The following is a 19,717-nucleotide window of genomic DNA, read 5'->3' on the forward strand; positions in this document are numbered from 1 at the left end:
CCTCTGAGGCCGCTCACTCTGGTCACTCCGGTCGTGAGGAGCCCCCGCGGGCGTTACTGTGTGGCCCTGTTACCGCCCGTTGCATGAGTATTCAGGAGCGGCCTGTGGGCGCTGTCATCGCCCCGAGTGCCCCAATGCCGGATGTGATTGCCGGCGAGGAGACCGCGGACGTCTGGCGTCGGGTCGTGGAGCGGGCTCAGCGCGGCGGGGAGCGGATCAGCGGCCACCACAACCTCAACCTCGTGGTGCGGCTCACCGACGCGGAGGCGATCGCCCTCGGCCGCCCGCTCGGCTCGAAGGTCATGGTCCGCCAGCGCAGGGACGACGTGGCGCCCGTCGTGATCAGGACGTGGAGCGACGAGGCCGGCGTCCTGGAGGCGCTGCGGGGCAGCGGAGGCCCGGTGCCGCAGTGCTTGCAGCGATTCGAAGGCGGCGCCGTCCACAGCTATCTCGAGGGCACCCCGCTCTCCCGCGTCTGCCGCAATGGCGAACCGGTCGACCCCATTCTCATCAAGGCCTTCGCCGAGCTGCTCGCGGACATGGCGCGGGTGCCCGAGGTGTCCCTGCCCGCCCGCCCCGAGTACTGGCCGAAGGACGGGGACAGCAGGGGATTCCTGAGGATGCTGCTGACCCAGGCGGAGGAGCAGATCCGGCGGCCGAACTGGCCCGAGTTCGGTGGGCTGTTCGTCTCGCTCGGCGTGCCCGAGAACGCCCTGCGCCTCTACCAGCACTGGGCGCCCCGGATGTCCCCGCGTCCCTTCCACCTCCTCCACGGCGACCTGCACCGGGGGAACATGATCGTCACGCACGACGGCGAGCCCCGGTTGCTGTGGGTGGACTGGGAACTGGCCACGTACGGCGACCCCTTGTACGACCTGGCCGTGCACCTCGTCCGCATGGACTACCCCCGTGCGCAGCGCAACGAGGTGGTCGAGCAGTGGCACAAGGCGATGTGGAGCGTCCGGCCGGAGGCGGTCGAGGGCCTCGACTCCGACCTGCTGAACTACGTCGACTTCGAGCATGCGCAGTCGGTGTATCCCGACGTCATCCGGGCGGCGATGTCGTTGGAGGAGCGGTTCAGCCAGAGCGATCTGGAGGGGGCCGCCGCGGAGGTGCACCGGGCGCTCGCCGTGGCCCGGCGCCCGCTGCGGCTGCGTGACGTGCTGACCCCTTCCGCCATCGAGCCGCTGCTCTACCGGTGGCGGGTGGCCAGAGGCGGCCGGCACCGGGGCAAGGTGTTCTCGGCGTCCATCCATTGGCAGCGGGACGTGCGGCTGCCGCTGCCCGAGGACTTCCCCGCCGAGCACGTCGAGGAGGCCCTGTGGGCGGAGGGTGTCGCACCGGCCTCGCACGTGTTCAAGGGGACGGCGCACCTGGGCACGTTCGTCGAGGTCCGGGGGTTCGGGCGGGTCATGGTCCGCCGGAAGGTGGGCACGGTCAGTCCGATCGAGCCGCGATTCCTCGACGAGCACGCGGTGCTCAGGGCCATCGAGGAGTCTGGAGCGAAGGTCAGCGTCTCCCGGGTGCTCGCCCTGGGGGAGAGCGACCTGGGCGACCAGTTCACCATCCAGTCGTACGCGGGCCATCACCGCGACCGCGGTGGTCCGCAGCACCCCGACCACGGCCTGCTGCCCGGCGAGGTGATCGATCTGGTCGACCAGCTGTGCCAACTGGCCGGGTCGGACATCGCGGTGACCGCACAGGACATGGGCGGGGAGGCCTTCTACCCCTGGATGTGCCGTCAATTGCGTCGCATGGTCCGCGGGTTGGCGCAGCCTGCGAAGGACCTCGCCGCCCGGATCGGTCTTCCGGACGAGGACGAACTGGCGGACCGGCTGCTGCGGCACGACGTACAGGAGCGCGCCCCCCGGCTGCTGCACGGTGACCTGAACCCCTGGAACCTGGTCCGCCGCGAGGGCAGGACCGGCCTCACCCTCATCGACTGGGAGATGGCCATGGTCGGGGACCCGCTGTACGACCTGGTCCGGCACATCCATCTGACGCCGACCACGCGCGAGGTCCGGGACCGGATGTACGCCCGCTGGTCGGAGCGGATGCCGCCGGAGTGCACGGTGGGCTGGCAGGCCGACGTCCCCGTCTACCAGGGCCTCGAAGTGGTCCGCTCGGCGTACGTGGACCTGGAACGTCTGGTGACCGGCTCCGGCCTCGACGCCCCGAACGTCCGCCGCGCGGTGGGCTCGTACACGACGACCCTCCGCAAGGCCCTGGCCTGGCTGAAGCTCCCTTCGGACCCCGCCACGGAGACGAACCCCTACCTCGCTCTCGCCCTGCCGCACGGGGACGTACCCTCCTCCCCATGAACGCCCGCACCCCCGGCCTCCGTGAGATGAAGAAGCAGCGGACCAGGCAGACGCTTTCGGAGACGGCTGTGCGGTTGTTCATGGAGAAGGGGTACGACAACGTCTCCGTCGCCGAGGTCGCCGCCGCGGCCGAGGTGTCGAAGCCGACGTTGTTCCGGTACTTCGCCGCGAAGGAGGATCTCGTCCTGCACCGGTTCGCGGACCACGAGGACGAGGCCGCGCGGGTGGTCGCGGGGCGGGCGGACGGGGTGGCGCCGTTGGAGGCGTTGCGGGCGCACTTTCTGGAGGGGCTGCGGCGGCGGGACCCGGTGACCGGGCTGTGCGATCACCCGGCCGTGCTCGCGTATCAACGGTTGCTGTACGGGACGCCGCAGCTGGTGGCCCGGTTGTACGGGTATCAGGAGCGGTCGGAGCGGGCACTCGCCGAGGCGTTGGGCGGGCCCGCCGTGCAGGCCCGGATCGCGGCGGGGCAGATCGTGGCGACGCAGCGCGTCCTCGCCGAGGAGACCGGGCGCCGGATCGCGGCGGGCGAGTCCGCCGACGACCTGGAGGCCGAGGCCGTCCGCAACGCCGAGCTGGGCTTCCGGCAGCTGGGGGAGGGCATCGCGGGACTCTACGGGTGACCGCGCCCGTGTTGCCCGGAACACTTTTGCAAGCACGTGCTTGCAATTGTTAGCGGATGTGGGGCACCATCGACGCATGGCATCGCTCAACGTCGGAAGCCTCGGCGAGTACCTGCGCGAGCAGCGTCGCAACGCGCAGTTGTCGCTCCGTCAGCTCGCGGACGCCGCCGGGGTCTCCAACCCGTACCTCAGCCAGATCGAGCGCGGGCTCCGCAAGCCGAGCGCGGAGGTGCTGCAGCAGGTCGCGAAGGCGCTGCGGATCTCCGCCGAGACGTTGTACGTGCACGCCGGCATTCTCGACGCCGAGCGGGAGCGGGGCGAGGCGGAGACGCGCGCCGTCATCCTCGCCGACCCCTCGCTCAACGAGCGTCAGAAGCAGGTGCTGTTGCAGATCTACGACGCGTTCCGGCACGAGAACGGCGCCGAGGACGACAGTGCGACCGACGAAGGCGCGTCCGACGGCGGCGATGCCCAGCCCTCAAGCAGTAGTTGATGTGATCCGGGAGGACCACGCCATGGCCATCAAGGACGACCTGCGCAAGACCCTCACCGACCCGACCCCGCTCTACTTCGCCGCCGGTACGGCCGAGTTGGCGTTCCAGCAGGCCAAGAAGGTCCCGGGGCTCGTCGAGCAGCTGCGCGCCGAGGCGCCCGCCCGCTTCGAGTCCGTGCGACAGACCGACCCCAAGGATGTGCAGGAGAAGGCGACCGCGCGCGCCAAGGAGGCGCAGGCCACGCTCACGGCGAAGGTGAACGAGCTGGTCGCGAACCTCGACACCGACCTGAAGAAGTTCGGCGAGACCGCCCAGGAGTTCGCGCTCCGCGGCGTCGGCTACGCGGCGGAGGCCGCCGTCAAGGCCCGCGAGACGTACGAGAAGGTCGCCGAGCACGGCGAGGAGACCGTTAAGGCGTGGCGCGGCGAGGCGGCCGAGGAGATCAACGAGCTCGCCGTCGTCGTCGAGCCCGAGCCGGAGGCCAAGGAGACGGACGACGCGAAGGCGGCGGACGAGAAGCCGAGCGCCACCGACAAGCCGGCCGCCGACAAGCCCGGTCCCGCGAAGAAGACCACGACCGCGAAGAAGACCACCCCGGCGAAGAAGACGACGACCGCCAAGAAGACGAGCGGCGGCAGCACGTCGCCCGCCAAGTAGGGCGTACGCCGACGAGGGGCCGGGCACGTACCGCGTGCCCGGCCCGTTGTACGGGTACGGTGAACCTCAGTGACCGGGCGCCGTGCGCTCAGGCAGTCGATTCGGGTGGTGGCGTTGTGCTGATGCAGGGATTCAACAGTTTCTTGTCGCTGCTGAACCTGGCGTTGATCGTCTTCAGCGGCTTCGCGCTCGTCGACGCCGCGATCCGGCGCGAGGACGCCTACCGGGCGGCGGACAAGAAGACCAAGCCGTTCTGGCTGATCATCCTCGGCCTCGCGTTCATCGTGAACTGGATCTTCGGCATCCTGTCGTTCCTGCCGGTCATCGGCCTCATCGCCACCATCGTCTACATGGTGGACGTGCGGCCCGCCGTCCGGCAGGTCAGTGGCGGCGGAGGCGGCCGCAAGGGCCGCGGCTCCAGCAGCGACGGACCGTACGGCCCGTACAACGGCGGCCGCTGAGACCGGCAGGCCCCCGCCTCAGCGGTCGAGCAGCAGGACCGCCACGTCGTCCGTCAGATCGCCGCCGTTGAGGTCGCGCACCTCGTTCATCGCGGCCTCGAGCAGCCCCTCGCCGGTCAGTCCCTCGGCCCGCTGGCGGCGGATCATCTCCACCATGCCGTCCTGGCCGAGCCGCTGCCTGCCCTCGCCGATCCGGCCCTCGATCAGCCCGTCCGTGTAGAGCATCAGGCTCCACGAGGCGCCCAACTCCACCTGCATGCGCGGCCACCTGGCCTTCGGGAGCAGCCCGAGCGCCGGCCCGTTGTTCTCGTACGGGAGCAGGGCCGCGGGCCGTCCGGGCGTCGTGATCAGCGGCGACGGGTGTCCCGCGAGGCACAGGCCCGCGCGCCGGCCGTCCGGTGCGATGTCGACCGTGCAGAGCGTCGCGAAGATCTCCTCGTCGGCGCGCTCGTGCTCCAGGACCTGCTGGAGGGTCGAGAGCAGTTCGTCGCCGCACAGCCCGGCGAACGTCAGGGCCCGCCACGCGATGCGCAGTTCGACGCCGAGCGCCGCCTCGTCGGGGCCGTGCCCGCAGACGTCGCCGATCATCGCGTGGACCGTGCCGTCGGGCGTGCGCACGGTGTCGTAGAAGTCGCCGCCGAGCAGGGCGCGGGAGCGGCCGGGCCGGTAGCGCGCGGCGAACCGCAGCGTCGAGCCGTCGAGCAGCGGGGTCGGCAGCAGTCCGCGCTCCAGGCGCGCGTTCTCCTGCGCCCGCAGCCGGGACTCGGTGAGCCCCTGCTGGGCGATGTCGGCGCGCTTGCGCTCGACCGCGTAGCGGATGGCCCGGCCGAGCAGCCGGGAGTCCAGCTCGTCGCGGAACAGGTAGTCCTGCGCGCCCACGCGGACCGCCTCGGCGCCGCGCTCGGCGTCGCCCGACCCGGTGAGGGCGAGCACGGCGCGGTGCGGTGCGAGCCGCAGCAGGTGCCGCAGCGTGCGGAGCTCGTCGTCCCGCTCGGGCTCGGCGGCGGTCCGGTCCTGCCGGGCGTCGGGCAGCGCGAGGTCGAGCAGGATGCAGCTGACGTCGTCGGTGAGCAGCCGCTCGGCCTCGGTGAGGTTGCGGGCGGTGCGCACGCGGATCGGCTTCCCCGCGGCGTCCGGCACCTCGGGGAGGCTGAGGGAGCCCGCCGGGTCGTCCTCGATGACCAGGATCGTCAGGCCGGTGGCGTCACGGTCGGCGGGTGCCGCCTCGCGCGCGGGGTCCTCGGCCGTCGTCTCCTCCTGGTCGTGTTCCGTGTTCCTCGCGTCGGTGTGCTCCGGCGTTCCGGTGGTCGGCCGGGTGTGCTGCCGGTCGTGCGTGTCTGTCGTGGTGTCCGCGTCGTGAGCCTGACCGCTGTCCGCGGCCGGGATCGCTCTCTGCCGCGGTACGGGTACGGGCATCGCTTCGGTTTCCTTCCCTCCCCCCGAGGGCACGGTGGGACGAAGGTCCTCGGCCCACCGTCGGGGACCTTAGCGGTAGCCGATGCCCGAACGGAATGGTGAGCGGCAAAGCGCCGCCGTCATATGCCGCCGCCCGCACCGGAATTGAGTGGATTCCGTCCCTGGTCGGGCCGATCACGGATGACGAACATCACGCCGCGGCGCCGGAACCGCGGCGCCCCGCGTGCCGTGGGTCACGTGGGGCACATCACCCGTCCGGGCCCAAGTCGGACATCCCCGAGGGGGGCGTCACGCGTCGGGGCGGACCACTCCGAGCATCGCCATGGAACCGGCCCCCGCGACCGTCACGGTCCGACCGGGACGCGGTGCGTGGATGATCGCGCCCTTGCCTATGTACATCCCGACATGGCTGGCGTCGTCGTGGTAAATGATCAGGTCGCCGGGCCGCATGTCCTTGATGTCGATGTGCTCGAGCTGCTTCCACTGCTCCTGCGACGTGCGCGGAATCGGCTTCCCGGCCGCCGCCCACGCCTGTGAGGTGAGCCCCGAGCAGTCGAACGACTTCGGGCCCTCCGCGCCCCACACGTACGGCTTGCCGAGCTGGTCGGAGGCGTAGGCGACGGCCTTCTTGCCCGCGTCGGACGCCTTGCCGCTGATCTCGTCGAGAACACCGGAGGAGAGCCATTCGGTCTGCGCCTTCTGCTCGGCGGCCTCCTCCAGCTCCCGCAGCCGCTCGCGCTCCTTCTTGGCGAGCCGGTCCTCGATCTTCCGCGCCGCCTTGATCTGCTTCTCGATGCGCTTCTTCGCGGCGGCCTTCTTCTTGCGGCCCTCGTCCAGGGCCTTCCACTTGTCGGAGGCGGCGTCGGCGTACTTCGCGAGGTCCTTCTGCGTCTCGCCGAGTCGGGAGATCAGGTTCCTGGTGGCCTGCTGCTCCTGGTGCGCGCGGCCCGCGTGGTCGAGGAAGCCGCCCGGGTCGCCGGAGAGCATGAACTGGGCCTCGCGCGAGATCCCGCCCGTGCGGTACTGCTCGCGGGCCGCGGCGCCCGCCCGGCTGTTGAGGCGGTCGAGCTCGGCCTGGCCCGCGGCGATCTTCCGGGCCAGCTTCACGATCTGCTCGGACTGGTCGGCGGCCTTCTCCTCCGCCGCGTTGTACTCGTCCGTCGCCACCGCGGCCCGGTGGTACAACTTGTCGATCTTCTTGCGGACGGCTTCCAGGTCCTGGAGGTCCTCGGGGGTCTTCGGGTCGGAGGAGCTCGATGGGGACGGCTTCGGGTCGGGCTTCGCGTACGCCGCGCCCGCCGGCGTCAGTACGGTCACGGCGCACACCAGTGCCAGCGCCGTCATCGTCGTCGTGCTCCGCTTGCTCATCTGCTCCTGCCCCCACAGCCGAGACAAACCTGATTTACCGTCAGTAACTCGCGCACGTTCGGGGGATGGTGCCATGCGCGCCGCGAATCCGACAGACCCGTACGACATTCCCCGCAGGCTCCGACGAACGGGACGCCGAGATCGTTCCCCTCCGGCCCGACCGGATCCGCGGATTCTCAGACGGTGCCGCGCGGCGCCAACGCCCCCCAGGCCACGGTCACTTCGCCCTGCCTCCACCGCCCCGGCCGGTCCACCACCGGCCAGTCCGCCGCGATGTCCCGCACCGCGCGGATCCAGCGCTGCCGCGCGCCGTACGAGGCGTAGGGCGCGGCCGACGCCCACGCCCGGTCGAAGTCGCGCAGGAAGGCGTGCACCGGCTCGCCCGGGACGTTGCGGTGGATCAGCGCCTTCGGGAGCCGTTCGGCCAGGTCGGACGGCGTGGCCAGGGAGCCGAGCCGGGTCGCGAGGGTGACGGTGCGCGGGCCCTCGGGGCCGAGCGCCACCCACACGTGCCGGCGCCCGATCTCGTCGCAGGTGCCCTCCACGAGCAGCCCGTCCGGCGCGAGCCGCCCGCACAGCCGCTCCCACACCGCGGCGACCTGGTCCTCGTCGTACTGGCGCAGCACGTTCGCGGCCCGGATCAGCAGGGGCGGGCCGTCCAGCGGCAGCTCGAAGCCGCCGTGCCGGAACTCCAGGCCCTCCCGCTCGTACGGCTTCGCTGCGGCCACCCGCGCGGGTTCGATCTCGATGCCGACCACGCGCGCGTGCGGCGCCGTCCCGCGCAGCCGCGTCAGCAGCTCGACGGCCGTCCAGGGCGCGGCCCCGTACCCGAGGTCGACCGCCACCGGGGCGTCGGCGCGGCGCAGCGCGGCGCCGTGCACGGCCGCGATCCAGCGGTCCATGCGGCGCAGCCGATTGGGGTTGGTGGTGCCTCGCGTCACGGTTCCCACGGGGCGAGAACTGGAACGCGGGCTCATGGGTACGAGGGTATGCGCTGCGCCGGACGCGGCTTTGGTTGAGACCCGTACGGTAATGATTCGGCAAAGTGGAAATGGAGCGGCCGACTCCGGCGTTGCCCCCTTGGAAGAGGGCCCCTGCCCTCCGATCGCCGTGCCCGCAGTACGCCCACCAAGGAGGGCCCGCCACGTGAGCCAGTACGTGACCAGGTTCCGCCGCTCCGGGGCGGCTCCGGCGCTCCTGCGGTTCTCCGGCGCGCACCGCCGCCCCCGCCGCGTCGCGATGCTCAGCGTGCACACCTCGCCGCTCCACCAGCCCGGCACGGGCGACGCGGGCGGCATGAACGTCTACATCGTGGAGCTGGCCAAGCGGCTCGCGGCGATCAACATCGAGGTCGAGATATTCACCCGCGCCACCGCGGGCGGGCTGCCGCCCGAGGTCGAGCTGGCCCCGGGTGTCCTCGTACGGCACGTGGACGCGGGCCCCTACGAGGGCCTCGCCAAGGAGGACCTGCCCGCCCAGCTGTGCGCCTTCACGCACGGCGTCATGCAGGCGTGGGCGGGCCACCGCCCCGGCCACTACGACCTCGTGCACTCGCACTACTGGCTGTCCGGGCAGGTCGGCTGGCTGGCCGCCGAGCGCTGGGGCGCGCCCCTCGTGCACGCCATGCACACCATGGCCAAGGTCAAGAACGCGGCGCTCGCCGAGGGCGACACCCCCGAGCCGGCCGCCCGCGTCATCGGCGAGACCCAGATCGTGCGGGCCGCCGACCGCCTCGTCGCGAACACGGCGGAGGAGGCCGACGAGCTGGTCAGGCACTACGACGCGGACCCCGGCAGCGTCGCGGTGGTGCACCCCGGCGTGAACCTGGAGCGGTTCCGCCCCGCCGACGGCAGGGCCGCCGCCCGCGCCCGCCTCGGCCTGCCCCAGGACGCGCTCGTGCCGCTCTTCGCGGGCCGCATCCAGCCCCTCAAGGCCCCCGACATCCTGCTCAAGGCCGTCGCCGTCCTCCTGGACGAGCGCCCCGAGCTGCGCTCCCGCATCGTCGTCCCGGTGGTCGGCGGACCCAGCGGCAGCGGCCTCGCCAAGCCCGCGGCGCTCCAGAAGCTCGCCGCGAAGCTCGGCATCGCCGACGTCGTCCGCTTCCAGCCGCCGGTCGGCCAGGAGGCGCTCGCCGACTGGTTCCGCGCCGCGTCCGTCCTGGTCATGCCCTCGTACAACGAGTCGTTCGGCCTGGTCGCCATCGAGGCCCAGGCCGCGGGCACGCCGGTGATCGCCGCTTCGGTCGGCGGCCTCCCCGTCGCCGTACGCCACGAGAAGACCGGCTTCCTGGTCGAGGGACACGAACCTGCCCGCTACGCGCGCGTGCTGCGCGAATTCGCCGACCATCCCCACCTTGTGGACAGCATGGGCGACGCGGCGGCGCGGCACGCCCTCTCCTTCGGCTGGGACACCGCGGCGTCCGCCACCGCCGACGTCTACACGGCGGCCATGCAGGCGCGACGCCGTCAAGTACCCTCGCACCATGGCTGACCAGCGCAAGGCCCCCGAGATCATCGAGTCCGCGCTCAAGGACGCGGAGCTGGAGTGGGAGAGCCCGGAGCCCGGCTCGTACGTCGTGAAGCTCCCCGGCACCCGCAAGCTCTCGACGACGCTGTCGCTGCGCGTGGGCCGGCACAGCCTCTCCCTCAACGCCTTCGTGATCCGGCACCCGGACGAGAACGAGGCGGGCGTGCACCGCTGGCTCCTGGAGCGCAATCTGCGCCTGTACGGCGTGAGTTACGCGGTCGACCAGCTCGGCGACGTCTACCTCACCGGCAAGCTGCCGCTGGCGGCCGTCACCCCCGACGAGCTGGACCGGCTGCTCGGCTCGGTCCTCGAAGCGGCGGACGGCGCCTTCAACACCCTCCTCGAACTCGGCTTCGCGAGCGCGATCCGCAAGGAGTACGAGTGGCGGGTCTCGCGCGGCGAGTCGACGCGCAACCTGGACGCGTTCGCGCACCTGACGCAGCGCCCGGCGAAGTAGTCCTCAAGGACCGCTAGTTGAGCGCCACCATGCGCACCACCGTCACCGTGAGCACGGATCCGGAGACGTAGTAGAGGACTATCGCCCCGCCGACCGTGGCCTCCCTGCGGTCCCGTTCGCCGCACACCGTCGTCGACCCGTGGCCGTACGGGTCGTGGGACAGGGTGCGGGCCATCTCGGCGCGGAAGGCGTCCGGGTTCGCCATCTTGGCGAGCGTGTCGTCGGCGGGCGGTGCGAACGCGATGCGGCATGCGCCGCGCCTGCGTCTACGGCTCACGCGGCCCCCGCCTCTCCGCCTCGTCGCGGGCGAGCCGGGCCAGGATCGCGTCGGCCTCCGGGTCCGGGACCGCCTCCAGCATCCAGTGCCGCATGACGGCGTGGATCTCGCCGACCCCCGCGGCGTTGATCGCCCTGTCGAACTCCACGCGGCGCTTGGGGTCGAGCGCGGCACGGATCGCCGGAATGCTGTTGGGGACGTCGACCTCGACGCCGCCCACCAGCGTTCTGGGTGGTTCGTCAGTTCTGGAGGAGGTCCTTGGGGGTTCGGCCATGTACGGTCACGTACCCGCCGAACTGCCCGGTCAAGCGGGGCTGTTCTCGACCGTCGCGGGCGCCGCCGCGACGGGCTTCGAGGCCGCCGCGTCCGGCAGTCCGCGCATCAGCGCCCAGTAGCCGATCGCGGTCACCGTGCCGACGAGGGCGCAGCCCGCCCAGAGCCATCCTGCGCCCGCCGAATCGATCACCCAGCCGCCCGCGAGCGGCGCGACGAGGGCCGCCGCCGACCACGACATGGTGTAGACGCCCTGGTAGCGTCCGCGCCCCTCGGTGGGCGAGAGCCGGGCCACGAGCCCCGACTGCGTCGGCGCGTTGATCATTTCGCCGAGCGTCCAGACCACGACCGTGAGCGCGTACGCGGCGATCGATCCGGCGAGGGCGGTGAGCGCGAAGCCGTACCCGATCAGCAGCGAGGAGACGGTCAACAGGCGCCCGGGGTCCCGCCGTTCGATGAACCGCGTCAGCGGAATCTGCAACGCGACGATCACCACACCGTTGACGGCGGCGACGAGTCCGACGTCCGAACTGCTCAGCCCGTTCTCGCCCATGACGATCGGCAGGCCGACCGAGCTCTGCGTGAACACGACGGCGACCAGGAACGAGAGCCCCACCATCAGCATGAACCGGCCGTCGCGCAGCACGGTCCCCAGCGTGACCACCGGGCTCGACGGCGCGCCCGGAACCACCGTGCGGGTGGGCCGCGACTCCTTCACCTTCACGAAGACGACCAGGGCGCACGCCAGCGTCATCCCCGCCTCGACGAGAAAGCCCAGCGTGTAGCTCTGCGCGACCAGGAAACCGGCGTACACGGAGGAGACCGCGAACCCCAGGTTGATCGCCCAGTAGTTGAGCGAGAACGCCCGCACCCGGTCCTCCGGGCGCACGATGTCCGCCATCATCGCCTGGATCGCGGGCCGCGAGGCGTTCGACGCCAGGCCGAGCGCGAAGCCGGTGACCGCGATCCACACCGGGTCCCGTACGAAGGCCAGAGCGGCGACCGTCGCCGAGGTGGCGAGCTGCGCTCCGAGCAGCGTGGGCCGCCGCCCGAGCCGGTCGGCGAGCACCCCGCCGAGCACCGACGCGATGACGCCGCCGAGCCCGATCAGCGAGGCGACGAGACCGGCGTACGCGGCCGAGAACCCGCGCGACGCGGTCAGGTACAGCGCCAGGAAGGTGAGGACGAAGTTCCCGAGCCGGTTGACGAGGGTGCTGGTCCACAGCCACCAGAACTCACGCGGGAGCCCGGCGACGGACTCCGTGGCGGCACGTCTGAGCGCGGCGACTGACATGGGTGCATCCCCCGGGGCGTAAGTAAGTGGTGCGGCAGGTTTACGTAACTTACGCATCGGGTAATCGTGTCGGCCACTCAATTGACGGGGACCGTCAATCGGCGGGCGCGAAGGCCGTCGATTAGGCTCGGCCCCATGGCCGACGCACCGTACAAGCTGATCCTCCTCCGCCACGGCGAGAGCGAGTGGAACGCGAAGAACCTGTTCACCGGATGGGTGGACGTCAACCTGAACGAGAAGGGCGAGAAGGAGGCGGTCCGCGGCGGTGAGCTGCTCAAGGACGCCGGCCTGCTCCCCGACGTGGTCCACACCTCGCTCCAGAAGCGCGCGATCCGCACGGCGCAGCTCGCGCTGGAGTCCGCGGACCGCCACTGGATCCCCGTCCACCGCTCGTGGCGCCTGAACGAGCGCCACTACGGCGCCCTCCAGGGCAAGGACAAGGCGCAGACGCTCGCCGAGTTCGGCGAGGAGCAGTTCATGCTGTGGCGCCGCTCGTACGACACCCCGCCGCCGCCGCTCGACCGCGACGCCGAGTACTCGCAGTTCTCCGACCCGCGCTACGCGACGCTCCCGCCGGAGCTGCGCCCGCAGACGGAGTGCCTCAAGGACGTCGTCGTCCGCATGCTGCCGTACTGGTTCGACGGCATCGTCCCGGACCTCCTCACCGGCAAGACGGTCCTGGTCGCGGCCCACGGCAACAGCCTCCGCGCCCTGGTCAAGCACCTGGACGGCATCTCCGACGCGGACATCGCCGGCCTGAACATCCCGACCGGCATCCCGCTCTCCTACGAGCTCGACGCCGACTTCAAGCCCCTGAACCCGGGCGGCACCTACCTCGACCCCGAGGCGGCGAAGGCGGCCATCGAGGCGGTCAAGAACCAGGGCAAGAAGAAGTAACTTCCGCGATCATGCCCCTGAGCTGCGCACACGGCGCGGCTCAGGGGCATTTTCCTGCCTCCGGACGCCTGCTCAGTGGCTGAGCAGCCAGCCGATCCTGTCGTAGGCGAGGATCTGGTAGGCGACCATGATCACGAGGAGCCATCGGGCCGCGCGGCGCAGGTCGGCGAGGTGGAGGGCGGCCACCGCGCCGAAGAAGACGGCGAGTTCGAGGAGCAGCCGCAGCGGTCCCGGCGTGCGGATGTCGGTCTCGCCCTTGGACGGGTCGTCCGGCACGGTGAAGGCGCCCCACGCCCAGCCCACGGCGACGGGCAGCACGACGACCATCAGCCAGTGCCACGGCGACGGGACCTTGCGCCAGCTCCAGACGGCCAGGCAGAGCAGCGAGACCAGTTCGAGGAGGAAGCGGACCGCGAGCATGACGTCGTTGTTGGCGAGCGCCAATGTGACGTTCACCCGGCCGCCTCCGTACGAGCCCCCATCAGCACGTCATATCCCCCTTGTAGACGTCGGCCCGGCGGCTGCTCGTACGTGTGTCGGGCCGCCCCGGGTGGATCGACGCATCGTTGCCCATCCGGAAAGTCCCCACAAGGGCGACGGCCGACAGGGCGCTTCGGCGGGGTGCCCGGTTATGCTGCGGGATCTCTGAGCGGACTGGGGGGTTCGGCATGGTGGGGCGTGACGGTGGGGCGTTCGCCGAGCGGATGGAGGTCGTGGGGGAGGGGCTCGTGCTGCGGGACTGGGGGGAGGCCGATCTCGCGGCGATGCCGGAGCTGTTCGACCACCCCGATGTCGCGTACTGGACGCCGATGGCCTCGCCGTTCGACGCTGCCGCCGCCCGCGCCCAGTTGGAGCTGTGCAGGAAGCGGCGGGCCGAGGGGACGTCGATCCTGCTCGCCATCACGGTCGACGGCGGCGCCCCGCTCGGTGAGGTGATGCTGCGGCGGGCCGCCGAAGGCATGGAGATCGGGTACGCGGTCGGCCCCGCGCACCGCGGCCAGGGCCTCGCGGCGCGTGCGGTGCGGGTGATGGCCGCGTACGCCTTCGAGGAGCTGGGCGCGAGCCGCGTGATCCTGGAGCTGGAGGCCGAGAACGCCGCGAGCGTCGCCGTGGCCACGAAGACGGGCTTCCGGCTGCTCGACGACGTACCGCTGATCCACGGGGAGGAGAAGGGGCGGCCGTACGCCCTGCAGACGTGGGGGTTGGACAGGCCCTAGGCCTGCCCGACCCAACGCCGCAGCGCCGCGAAGTCCTCGTCCGTGAGGCCCTTCGACGGGTCGACCCGGTGGAGGAGGGCCGGGGCCGGGTGATGGGCCTCGGTCCAGTGGCGGTCCAGCGGGGCGATCTCGTCGTCGACCCAGACGAACGGGCGGTCGCCGGCCCACGCCACGATGGGCCGGGTCTTCCAGTGCAGGCCGCGCGGCCCGTCCGCGGGAAGCGCGTCCGGCCACTCCAGGACGGGCAGGCGGGGCAGTCCGAGGACCGGGCCGACCGCCTCGTTCGCCTCCTCGCCCCACGTCGTCGCCCACACCAGCTCGCAGCCGAGCGAGAGCAGCCGGGGGCCGAGCGACGGGTCGAGGCGGGCCAGGAGCGGGTTCTCTGCGTCCGCGTCCGGCGGCACCTCGACCCCCGGTCCGAACGGCAGCAGGGGCCCGTCCACGTCGAGGAAGAGCAGCATGCGCTCAGCCTCCCGCGCCCACGATCGTCCGCGCGCACTCCGCCGCCGTCGCGTGCGCCGTGTCCACCGTCACGTCGTACGCCACCCCCTCGTGCACGAGCTCCGCCTGCGACGCCGCCATGCCCCGCACCCGGTCGCCGCGCGCCGCCTCACGGGCCGCGGCCACGTCCGCCGCGCAGCGCACGCCCACCCACAGCACGTCGAGACCTTCCAGCGCCGCGCGCCAGCGGGCCTGTGACCGCGGGCCGCCCAGGAACACCTCGTCCACGACCACGTGCGCCCCGGCCGCCGCCATCGCCGCGACCCCCGCCATCCACGCGTCCTCGACCTCCCGGAACACCGGCCCGACCGTGATCGACCCGTCGTCCGCGAACTCGATGCCCGCGCCCGACCGCGGCAGCGCCGCGATCAGCGTGTCCACGCTCAGGGCCAGCCACGGCACCGGCAGCAGCAGCGTCTGCAGTTCACGGGCGATGCTCGACTTCCCCGAGCTGGAACCACCGTTGAGGACGATCACGTGAGGCATGACGGCAGCCTAGGCGGCAACCACCTTGCTCGCGTGCGCCGTTGATGCGCCCGCCCCGCTGGGCATGCAATGGGGGAAGGACTCCACCGCGGAGACCCGTCGAGGAGGGAAAACCATGGCCGCCGACTCCCCGAAGCCGGACCGGACCCCCGAAGTGCCGGGCGAAGTGAGCCCGCCCGTACCGAAGTTGGTGCTGCTCGGAGCCTGTGGCTGCGGCTCGGGCTGCGGCTGCGGCTGCCAGTCGGGCGCGCCGTGCCAGTGCGGCGGCTCTTGCTGACCGTACGAGACGACCCGTACGAGACGACCCGTACGAGACACCCGTACGAGACGACGAAGGGCCCCGCGCGGACGACCACGGCCTGCGCGGGGCCTTCTCGTAGGAGCGGAACGGACCGGGGAAGGCCGGGTCAGGCTCCCTCGACCGGCTGCGGCTGCTGCACCTCGTCGGCGTGCTCACCCGTCACCAGGTAGACGACCCGCTTCGCCACCGACACCGCGTGGTCCGCGAAGCGCTCGTAGTAGCGGCCGAGCAGTGTCACGTCGACCGCCGTCTCGATGCCGTGCTTCCACTTCTCGTCCATCAGGTGCTGGAAGAGCGTGCGGTGCAGCAGGTCCATCTCGTCGTCGTCCTGCTCCAGCTGCATCGCCAGATCGACGTCCTTGGTGATGATGACCTCGGCCGCCTTCGCCATCAGGCGCTGCGCCAGCTGCCCCATCTCCAGGATCGTCGCGTGCAGGTCGTGCGGCACCGCCCGCTCGGGGAAGCGCAGCCGTGCCAGCTTCGCCACGTGCTGGGCGAGGTCGCCGCTGCGCTCCAGGTCGGCCGACATCCGCAGCGACGTGACGACGATCCGCAGATCCGTCGCCACCGGCTGCTGCCGCGCGAGCAGGGCTATCGCCCGCGCCTCCAGGTCGTGCTGGAGATCGTCGACCTTCTGGTCGGCGGCGATCACGGCCTCCGCCAGCTTCAGGTCGGCGTCGAGCATGGCCGTGGTGGCGCGCCCGATCGCCGACCCGACAAGGCGGGCCATCTCGACCAGGCCCTCGCCGATCGAGTCAAGTTCCTCGTGGTACGCGTCACGCATACGGCGTTCCCTCTCTGTACCTGGCTACGTATGGAACCCGTTCGGCCCCACGCTCCCACGTTCCGGCCTGTACGCGTCCGAATCCGGCACCGCAAGTGAATCGACCCCGTACCCAAGGTGAACTCTGGGCGACGAGTGTTCGAGCTGCCACTCGGATGGCTGTGGAGGAGCGCTCGATGCCGCATAACCTGAAGACATGGACGTGAACGCGGCGGTCGCCGCAGCGGCAGCGATCGCCGGAGTGTGCACCGGCGTCATCGCCATGCTGGCGTTCCGCTGGAGCGAACGCGACCAGAAGCGCCCCACCCGCACCTCCCTGCACACGGACCCGGTCCTTCCGCCCGGCGTCGACACCGTGCTCTCCGTGCTCCGCTCCTCCGCCGTCGTCCTCGACGAGGCGGACAGCGTGGTCAAGGCCAGCTCCGCCGCCTACGCCCTCGGCCTCGTACGGGGCGGGAAGCTCGCGGTCGAGCCGATGCTCCAGATGGCCCGCGACACCCGCCGCGACGGCGAGATACGCCAGGTCGAGCTGGACCTGCCGCGGCGCGGCACCGGCCGCGGCGACGCCCTCGCGGTGTCCGCCCGCGTCGCCCCGCTCGGCTCCCGGCTCGTGCTGCTGCTCGTCGAGGACCTCACCGAGGCCCGGCGCATCGAGGCGGTGCGGCGCGACTTCGTCGCGAACGTGAGCCACGAGCTGAAGACGCCGGTCGGCGCGCTCTCGCTGCTCTCCGAGGCCGTGATGGACGCCTCAGACGACCCCGAGGCCGTCGAGCGGTTCGCCGGCCGCATGCAGAACGAGGCGACCCGGCTCACCAGCCTCGTGCAGGAGCTCATCGACCTCTCCAGGGTGCAGAACGACGACCCGCTGGAGGACTCCGAGCCGGTGCGCGTCGACGAACTCGTCGCCGAGGCCATCGACCGCTGCCGCCAGGCCGCCGCCACGAAGCAGATCACGATGGCCGCCGGCGGCACCGCCGACCTGCGCGTCTGGGGGAATCGGGGGCAGCTCGCCGCCGCCCTCGGCAACCTCGTCGAGAACGCCGTCAACTACTCGCCGGCCCGCACCCGCGTGGGCATCGCCGCACGCCGCGTCAGCGCGGGCGGCGGCGACCGCATCGAGATAGCCGTCACCGACCAGGGCATCGGCATCTCGGAGAAGGACAAGGAGCGCGTCTTCGAGCGCTTCTACCGCGTGGACCCGGCGCGCTCCCGCGCGACCGGCGGCACCGGCCTCGGCCTCGCCATCGTCAAGCACGTGGCGGCCTCGCACGGCGGGGAGGTGACCGTGTGGAGCTCGGAGGGACAGGGCTCCACCTTCACGCTCCGGCTGCCCGAGGCGGCCGCCCACCGCAGCAACCCCAAGAACTCCCGAACCAGTGGCCCCGGAGACGTACGCGACGAAGACGACGCACACGGGCCCGACAACACAACCGCATACGCATCCCTTCCCGCCACTCCTGCCGCCCCGGAGGTCCTTCCGTGACCCGAGTGCTCGTCGTGGAGGACGAAGAGTCGTTCTCCGACGCCCTGTCCTACATGCTTCGCAAGGAGGGTTTCGAGGTCGCCATCGCGGCCACCGGGCCCGACGGACTCGACGAGTTCGAGCGCAACGGCGCCGACCTCGTCCTGCTCGACCTGATGCTGCCGGGCCTGCCCGGCACCGAGGTCTGCCGCCAGCTGCGCGGCCGCTCCAACGTCCCGGTGATCATGGTGACCGCCAAGGACAGCGAGATCGACAAGGTCGTCGGTCTGGAAATAGGAGCCGACGACTACGTCACCAAGCCGTTCTCCTCGCGGGAGCTGGTCGCCCGCATCCGCGCCGTGCTTCGCCGCCACGGCGAGCCGGAGGAGGTCGCACCGCAGGCCCTGGAGGCCGGGCCCGTCCGCATGGACGTCGACCGGCACGTGGTGACGGTCGGCGGCGGCAAGGTCGACCTGCCGCTCAAGGAGTTCGACCTCCTGGAGATGCTGCTGCGCAACGCGGGCCGCGTACTGACCCGCATGCAGCTCATCGACCGAGTGTGGGGCGCCGACTACGTGGGCGACACCAAGACGCTCGACGTCCACGTCAAGCGCCTGCGCGCCAAGATCGAGCCGGACCCGGGCGCCCCGAGACACCTCGTGACGGTCCGCGGCCTTGGCTACAAGTTCGAGCCGTAAGCCGCATCACACACGCACACAACGGCGGAGGGCGGAACCCGATGGGTTCCGCCCTCCGCCGTTGCGCATCGCCCGCGTGTCAGTGGCCCGCGGCGCTGTGGGAGGCCGAGGGGGACTCGGACGTCGGCGCCGAGGCGTGGTCGTCCGGAGAGGCGGACGTGGAGGCCGACGTCGACGGGGACGCGGAGGCGCCCGGCGCGGCCGGGACCTTCGTCGGGCCCCACTTCTCGAAGTAGCTCTCCGCCGGCACCACGAACGCCTTCAGCTTCACGTCTCCGGCCTTGCTGAAGGAGAAGGTGATCGGCTGCGCGTTGCCGTCGAGGACGGCGGTGCGGCTGTTGGGCAGCTCGGCGGAGGCGTTGCCCTTGCCGCCGAGGACGACCGAGCCGCCGGCGGGCACGGTGATCTTCGAGCCGCCCTTGGGGTCCGTCAGCTTCGCGGTCTTGCCGACGCCGTCGACGGTGATCGCGTCGAGCGTCTGGTCGGAGCTGCCGTTGTTGAAGAGCGTGCCCGTGACGACGGCCGGGCCCTTGGACTCGCGGTCCGGCTGCGTGATGACGGTGGCGTTCTGCACCTTGATGTCGCCGACGGAGGTCGCGGCGTTGTCCGGCTTGACCTCGAGGGTCTGCGCGTTGTTGCCGGCGCCGCACGCGGCGAGCGAGGCGATCGAGAACGCGATGGCGGCGGCGGCGAGGGCGCCGCGTCGAAGGCTGCTGCTCACGGCGGCGGCAACTCCTTGAACGTGGGCGGGCACGGGCGGCTCGCTTGTAAAGCCGCCCTAAGGGTCTGTCAGCGGCCTTAGATTACCGAGCCGTTCCCGCGCCGCCGCACCCGACCCGCCCCTGACGTCCGGACACCGTGCGGTACACGCGCCTCTCGCACCCCGATCACCTCGTGTTCCCCACGGCCGTCATTGGGTCGCGCGGCTTCACGAAGGCCCCTCGTTCACCATTCACATAAGTCCTGTCCAGGCCCCGGGGCGGATATCGGGTAAGGAATGCGCGGGGGTCCGGAAAAACGATCACGGGCGGCGGCGATTCGCGAAGATCAATTCCGGATTCGGCTCGAACGTGTCTCCGCGTCCCTGAACGGAGTAGCGAAAGTTCATCGCTTCGAAGCACGCAAACCGGGACGTTCAGCCCCTGGCGGGCCCGCCGGAGGGGCCGTAGCGTACCCGTTTCCGCTTCCTCGAAGAACGGCTCCG

General features: G+C 71.5%; 22 protein-coding genes. 11 read left to right on the forward strand and 11 right to left on the reverse strand.

All coding sequences use genetic code 11. The features are described from left to right. Positions 1 to 134: 134 nt before the first annotated feature. The 5 genes from ACTWJ8_RS21455 to ACTWJ8_RS21475 all read left to right on the forward strand — a co-directional run bounded on the left by ACTWJ8_RS21455 (position 135) and on the right by ACTWJ8_RS21475 (position 4,556). The gene (locus ACTWJ8_RS21455) at positions 135 to 2,321 is read left to right on the forward strand and encodes a phosphotransferase (RefSeq protein WP_443260037.1); all 2,187 of its coding nucleotides are present in this window, start codon (positions 135 to 137) and stop codon (positions 2,319 to 2,321) included. Beyond that, entirely contained in the window at positions 2,318 to 2,944 is a 627-nt protein-coding gene (locus tag ACTWJ8_RS21460; protein ID WP_356375721.1) for a TetR/AcrR family transcriptional regulator, read from the forward strand. Before ACTWJ8_RS21455 ends, ACTWJ8_RS21460 begins: the two co-directional genes overlap by 4 nt. A gap of 76 nt (positions 2,945 to 3,020) precedes the next feature. Further along, positions 3,021 to 3,437: a helix-turn-helix domain-containing protein gene (locus ACTWJ8_RS21465; RefSeq protein ID WP_443260038.1), complete on the forward strand. Its 417-nt coding sequence runs from the start codon at positions 3,021 to 3,023 to the stop codon at positions 3,435 to 3,437. 22 nt (positions 3,438 to 3,459) lie between these two features. After that, positions 3,460 to 4,095 carry a hypothetical protein gene (locus ACTWJ8_RS21470; protein WP_356375716.1) on the forward strand — a complete coding sequence of 212 codons (636 nt, stop codon included), beginning with the start codon at positions 3,460 to 3,462 and terminating at the stop codon, positions 4,093 to 4,095. 116 nt (positions 4,096 to 4,211) lie between these two features. Further along, positions 4,212 to 4,556 (forward strand): DUF2516 family protein, encoded by a 345-nt coding sequence (locus ACTWJ8_RS21475; RefSeq protein WP_356375713.1) that lies wholly within the window; start codon positions 4,212 to 4,214, stop codon positions 4,554 to 4,556. Positions 4,557 to 4,574: 18 nt separating this feature from the next. Here ACTWJ8_RS21475 and ACTWJ8_RS21480 read toward each other — a convergent pair whose 3' ends face one another. The 3 genes from ACTWJ8_RS21480 to ACTWJ8_RS21490 form a co-directional block, all read right to left on the reverse strand. Next, entirely contained in the window at positions 4,575 to 5,972 is a 1,398-nt protein-coding gene (locus ACTWJ8_RS21480; protein ID WP_356375710.1) for a PP2C family protein-serine/threonine phosphatase, read from the reverse strand. Between the two features lie 288 nt (positions 5,973 to 6,260). Next, entirely contained in the window at positions 6,261 to 7,340 is a 1,080-nt protein-coding gene (locus ACTWJ8_RS21485) for an NlpC/P60 family protein (protein WP_443260039.1), read from the reverse strand. A gap of 176 nt (positions 7,341 to 7,516) precedes the next feature. Beyond that, positions 7,517 to 8,317, reverse strand: coding sequence for a class I SAM-dependent methyltransferase (locus ACTWJ8_RS21490; protein ID WP_356375704.1), 801 nt, complete (start codon positions 8,315 to 8,317; stop codon positions 7,517 to 7,519). Positions 8,318 to 8,486: 169 nt separating this feature from the next. Here ACTWJ8_RS21490 and mshA point away from each other — a divergent pair, with 169 nt between their 5' ends. Together mshA and ACTWJ8_RS21500 are read left to right on the forward strand one after the other, a co-directional pair. Continuing rightward, complete coding sequence (gene mshA, locus ACTWJ8_RS21495; protein ID WP_356375701.1) at positions 8,487 to 9,830, forward strand: D-inositol-3-phosphate glycosyltransferase; 1,344 nt, start codon at positions 8,487 to 8,489, stop codon at positions 9,828 to 9,830. Beyond that, a complete protein-coding gene (locus ACTWJ8_RS21500) occupies positions 9,823 to 10,323 on the forward strand; it encodes a YbjN domain-containing protein (RefSeq protein ID WP_356375698.1) in 501 nt (166 codons plus the stop codon). Before mshA ends, ACTWJ8_RS21500 begins: the two co-directional genes overlap by 8 nt. A 13-nt stretch (positions 10,324 to 10,336) precedes the next feature. Here ACTWJ8_RS21500 and ACTWJ8_RS21505 read toward each other — a convergent pair whose 3' ends face one another. The 3 genes from ACTWJ8_RS21505 to ACTWJ8_RS21515 all read right to left on the reverse strand — a co-directional run bounded on the left by ACTWJ8_RS21505 (position 10,337) and on the right by ACTWJ8_RS21515 (position 12,167). Continuing rightward, the gene (locus ACTWJ8_RS21505) at positions 10,337 to 10,528 is read right to left on the reverse strand and encodes a hypothetical protein (RefSeq protein WP_356376001.1); all 192 of its coding nucleotides are present in this window, start codon (positions 10,526 to 10,528) and stop codon (positions 10,337 to 10,339) included. A gap of 61 nt (positions 10,529 to 10,589) precedes the next feature. Continuing rightward, positions 10,590 to 10,874, reverse strand: a complete 285-nt coding sequence (locus ACTWJ8_RS21510) for a hypothetical protein (RefSeq protein ID WP_356375695.1) — start codon at positions 10,872 to 10,874, stop codon at positions 10,590 to 10,592. A gap of 30 nt (positions 10,875 to 10,904) precedes the next feature. Beyond that, positions 10,905 to 12,167 carry an MDR family MFS transporter gene (locus ACTWJ8_RS21515; RefSeq protein WP_443260040.1) on the reverse strand — a complete coding sequence of 421 codons (1,263 nt, stop codon included), beginning with the start codon at positions 12,165 to 12,167 and terminating at the stop codon, positions 10,905 to 10,907. Positions 12,168 to 12,302: 135 nt separating this feature from the next. Here ACTWJ8_RS21515 and ACTWJ8_RS21520 point away from each other — a divergent pair, with 135 nt between their 5' ends. Next, a complete protein-coding gene (locus ACTWJ8_RS21520) occupies positions 12,303 to 13,064 on the forward strand; it encodes a phosphoglyceromutase (RefSeq protein WP_356375690.1) in 762 nt (253 codons plus the stop codon). 72 nt (positions 13,065 to 13,136) lie between these two features. Here the strand turns inward: ACTWJ8_RS21520 and ACTWJ8_RS21525 are convergent, their stop codons facing one another. Continuing rightward, positions 13,137 to 13,520, reverse strand: coding sequence for a YrdB family protein (locus tag ACTWJ8_RS21525; RefSeq protein WP_356375687.1), 384 nt, complete (start codon positions 13,518 to 13,520; stop codon positions 13,137 to 13,139). Positions 13,521 to 13,732: 212 nt separating this feature from the next. On the opposite strand from ACTWJ8_RS21525, the gene ACTWJ8_RS21530 reads away from it, so the two are divergent. After that, positions 13,733 to 14,281 (forward strand): GNAT family N-acetyltransferase, encoded by a 549-nt coding sequence (locus ACTWJ8_RS21530; RefSeq protein WP_443260041.1) that lies wholly within the window; start codon positions 13,733 to 13,735, stop codon positions 14,279 to 14,281. Here ACTWJ8_RS21530 and ACTWJ8_RS21535 read toward each other — a convergent pair. From ACTWJ8_RS21535 to phoU, 3 genes are all read right to left on the reverse strand, one after another. Continuing rightward, a complete protein-coding gene (locus ACTWJ8_RS21535; protein WP_443260042.1) occupies positions 14,278 to 14,742 on the reverse strand; it encodes an HAD domain-containing protein in 465 nt (154 codons plus the stop codon). The two genes, ACTWJ8_RS21530 and ACTWJ8_RS21535, sit on opposite strands and share 4 nt — an antisense overlap. A 4-nt stretch (positions 14,743 to 14,746) precedes the next feature. Next, on the reverse strand, positions 14,747 to 15,268 hold the full coding sequence (cpt, locus tag ACTWJ8_RS21540; RefSeq protein ID WP_443260043.1) for a chloramphenicol phosphotransferase CPT: 522 nt from the start codon (positions 15,266 to 15,268) through the stop codon (positions 14,747 to 14,749). A gap of 407 nt (positions 15,269 to 15,675) precedes the next feature. Further along, entirely contained in the window at positions 15,676 to 16,353 is a 678-nt protein-coding gene (gene phoU / locus ACTWJ8_RS21545; protein WP_356375672.1) for a phosphate signaling complex protein PhoU, read from the reverse strand. A gap of 196 nt (positions 16,354 to 16,549) precedes the next feature. Between phoU and ACTWJ8_RS21550 the strand changes: the two genes are divergently transcribed. Then, positions 16,550 to 17,836: a sensor histidine kinase gene (locus ACTWJ8_RS21550; protein ID WP_356375669.1), complete on the forward strand. Its 1,287-nt coding sequence runs from the start codon at positions 16,550 to 16,552 to the stop codon at positions 17,834 to 17,836. Continuing rightward, positions 17,833 to 18,513 carry a response regulator transcription factor gene (locus ACTWJ8_RS21555; RefSeq protein ID WP_356375667.1) on the forward strand — a complete coding sequence of 227 codons (681 nt, stop codon included), beginning with the start codon at positions 17,833 to 17,835 and terminating at the stop codon, positions 18,511 to 18,513. The genes ACTWJ8_RS21550 and ACTWJ8_RS21555 overlap by 4 nt, the downstream gene beginning before the upstream one ends. 79 nt (positions 18,514 to 18,592) lie before the next feature. On the opposite strand, the gene ACTWJ8_RS21560 is transcribed toward ACTWJ8_RS21555, so the two are convergent. Next, on the reverse strand, positions 18,593 to 19,234 hold the full coding sequence (locus ACTWJ8_RS21560) for a DUF461 domain-containing protein (protein WP_443260044.1): 642 nt from the start codon (positions 19,232 to 19,234) through the stop codon (positions 18,593 to 18,595). Positions 19,235 to 19,717 lie beyond the last annotated feature (483 nt).

This window comes from Streptomyces sp. SDT5-1, from assembly GCF_052245995.1.
Lineage (GTDB): Bacteria > Actinomycetota > Actinomycetes > Streptomycetales > Streptomycetaceae > Streptomyces.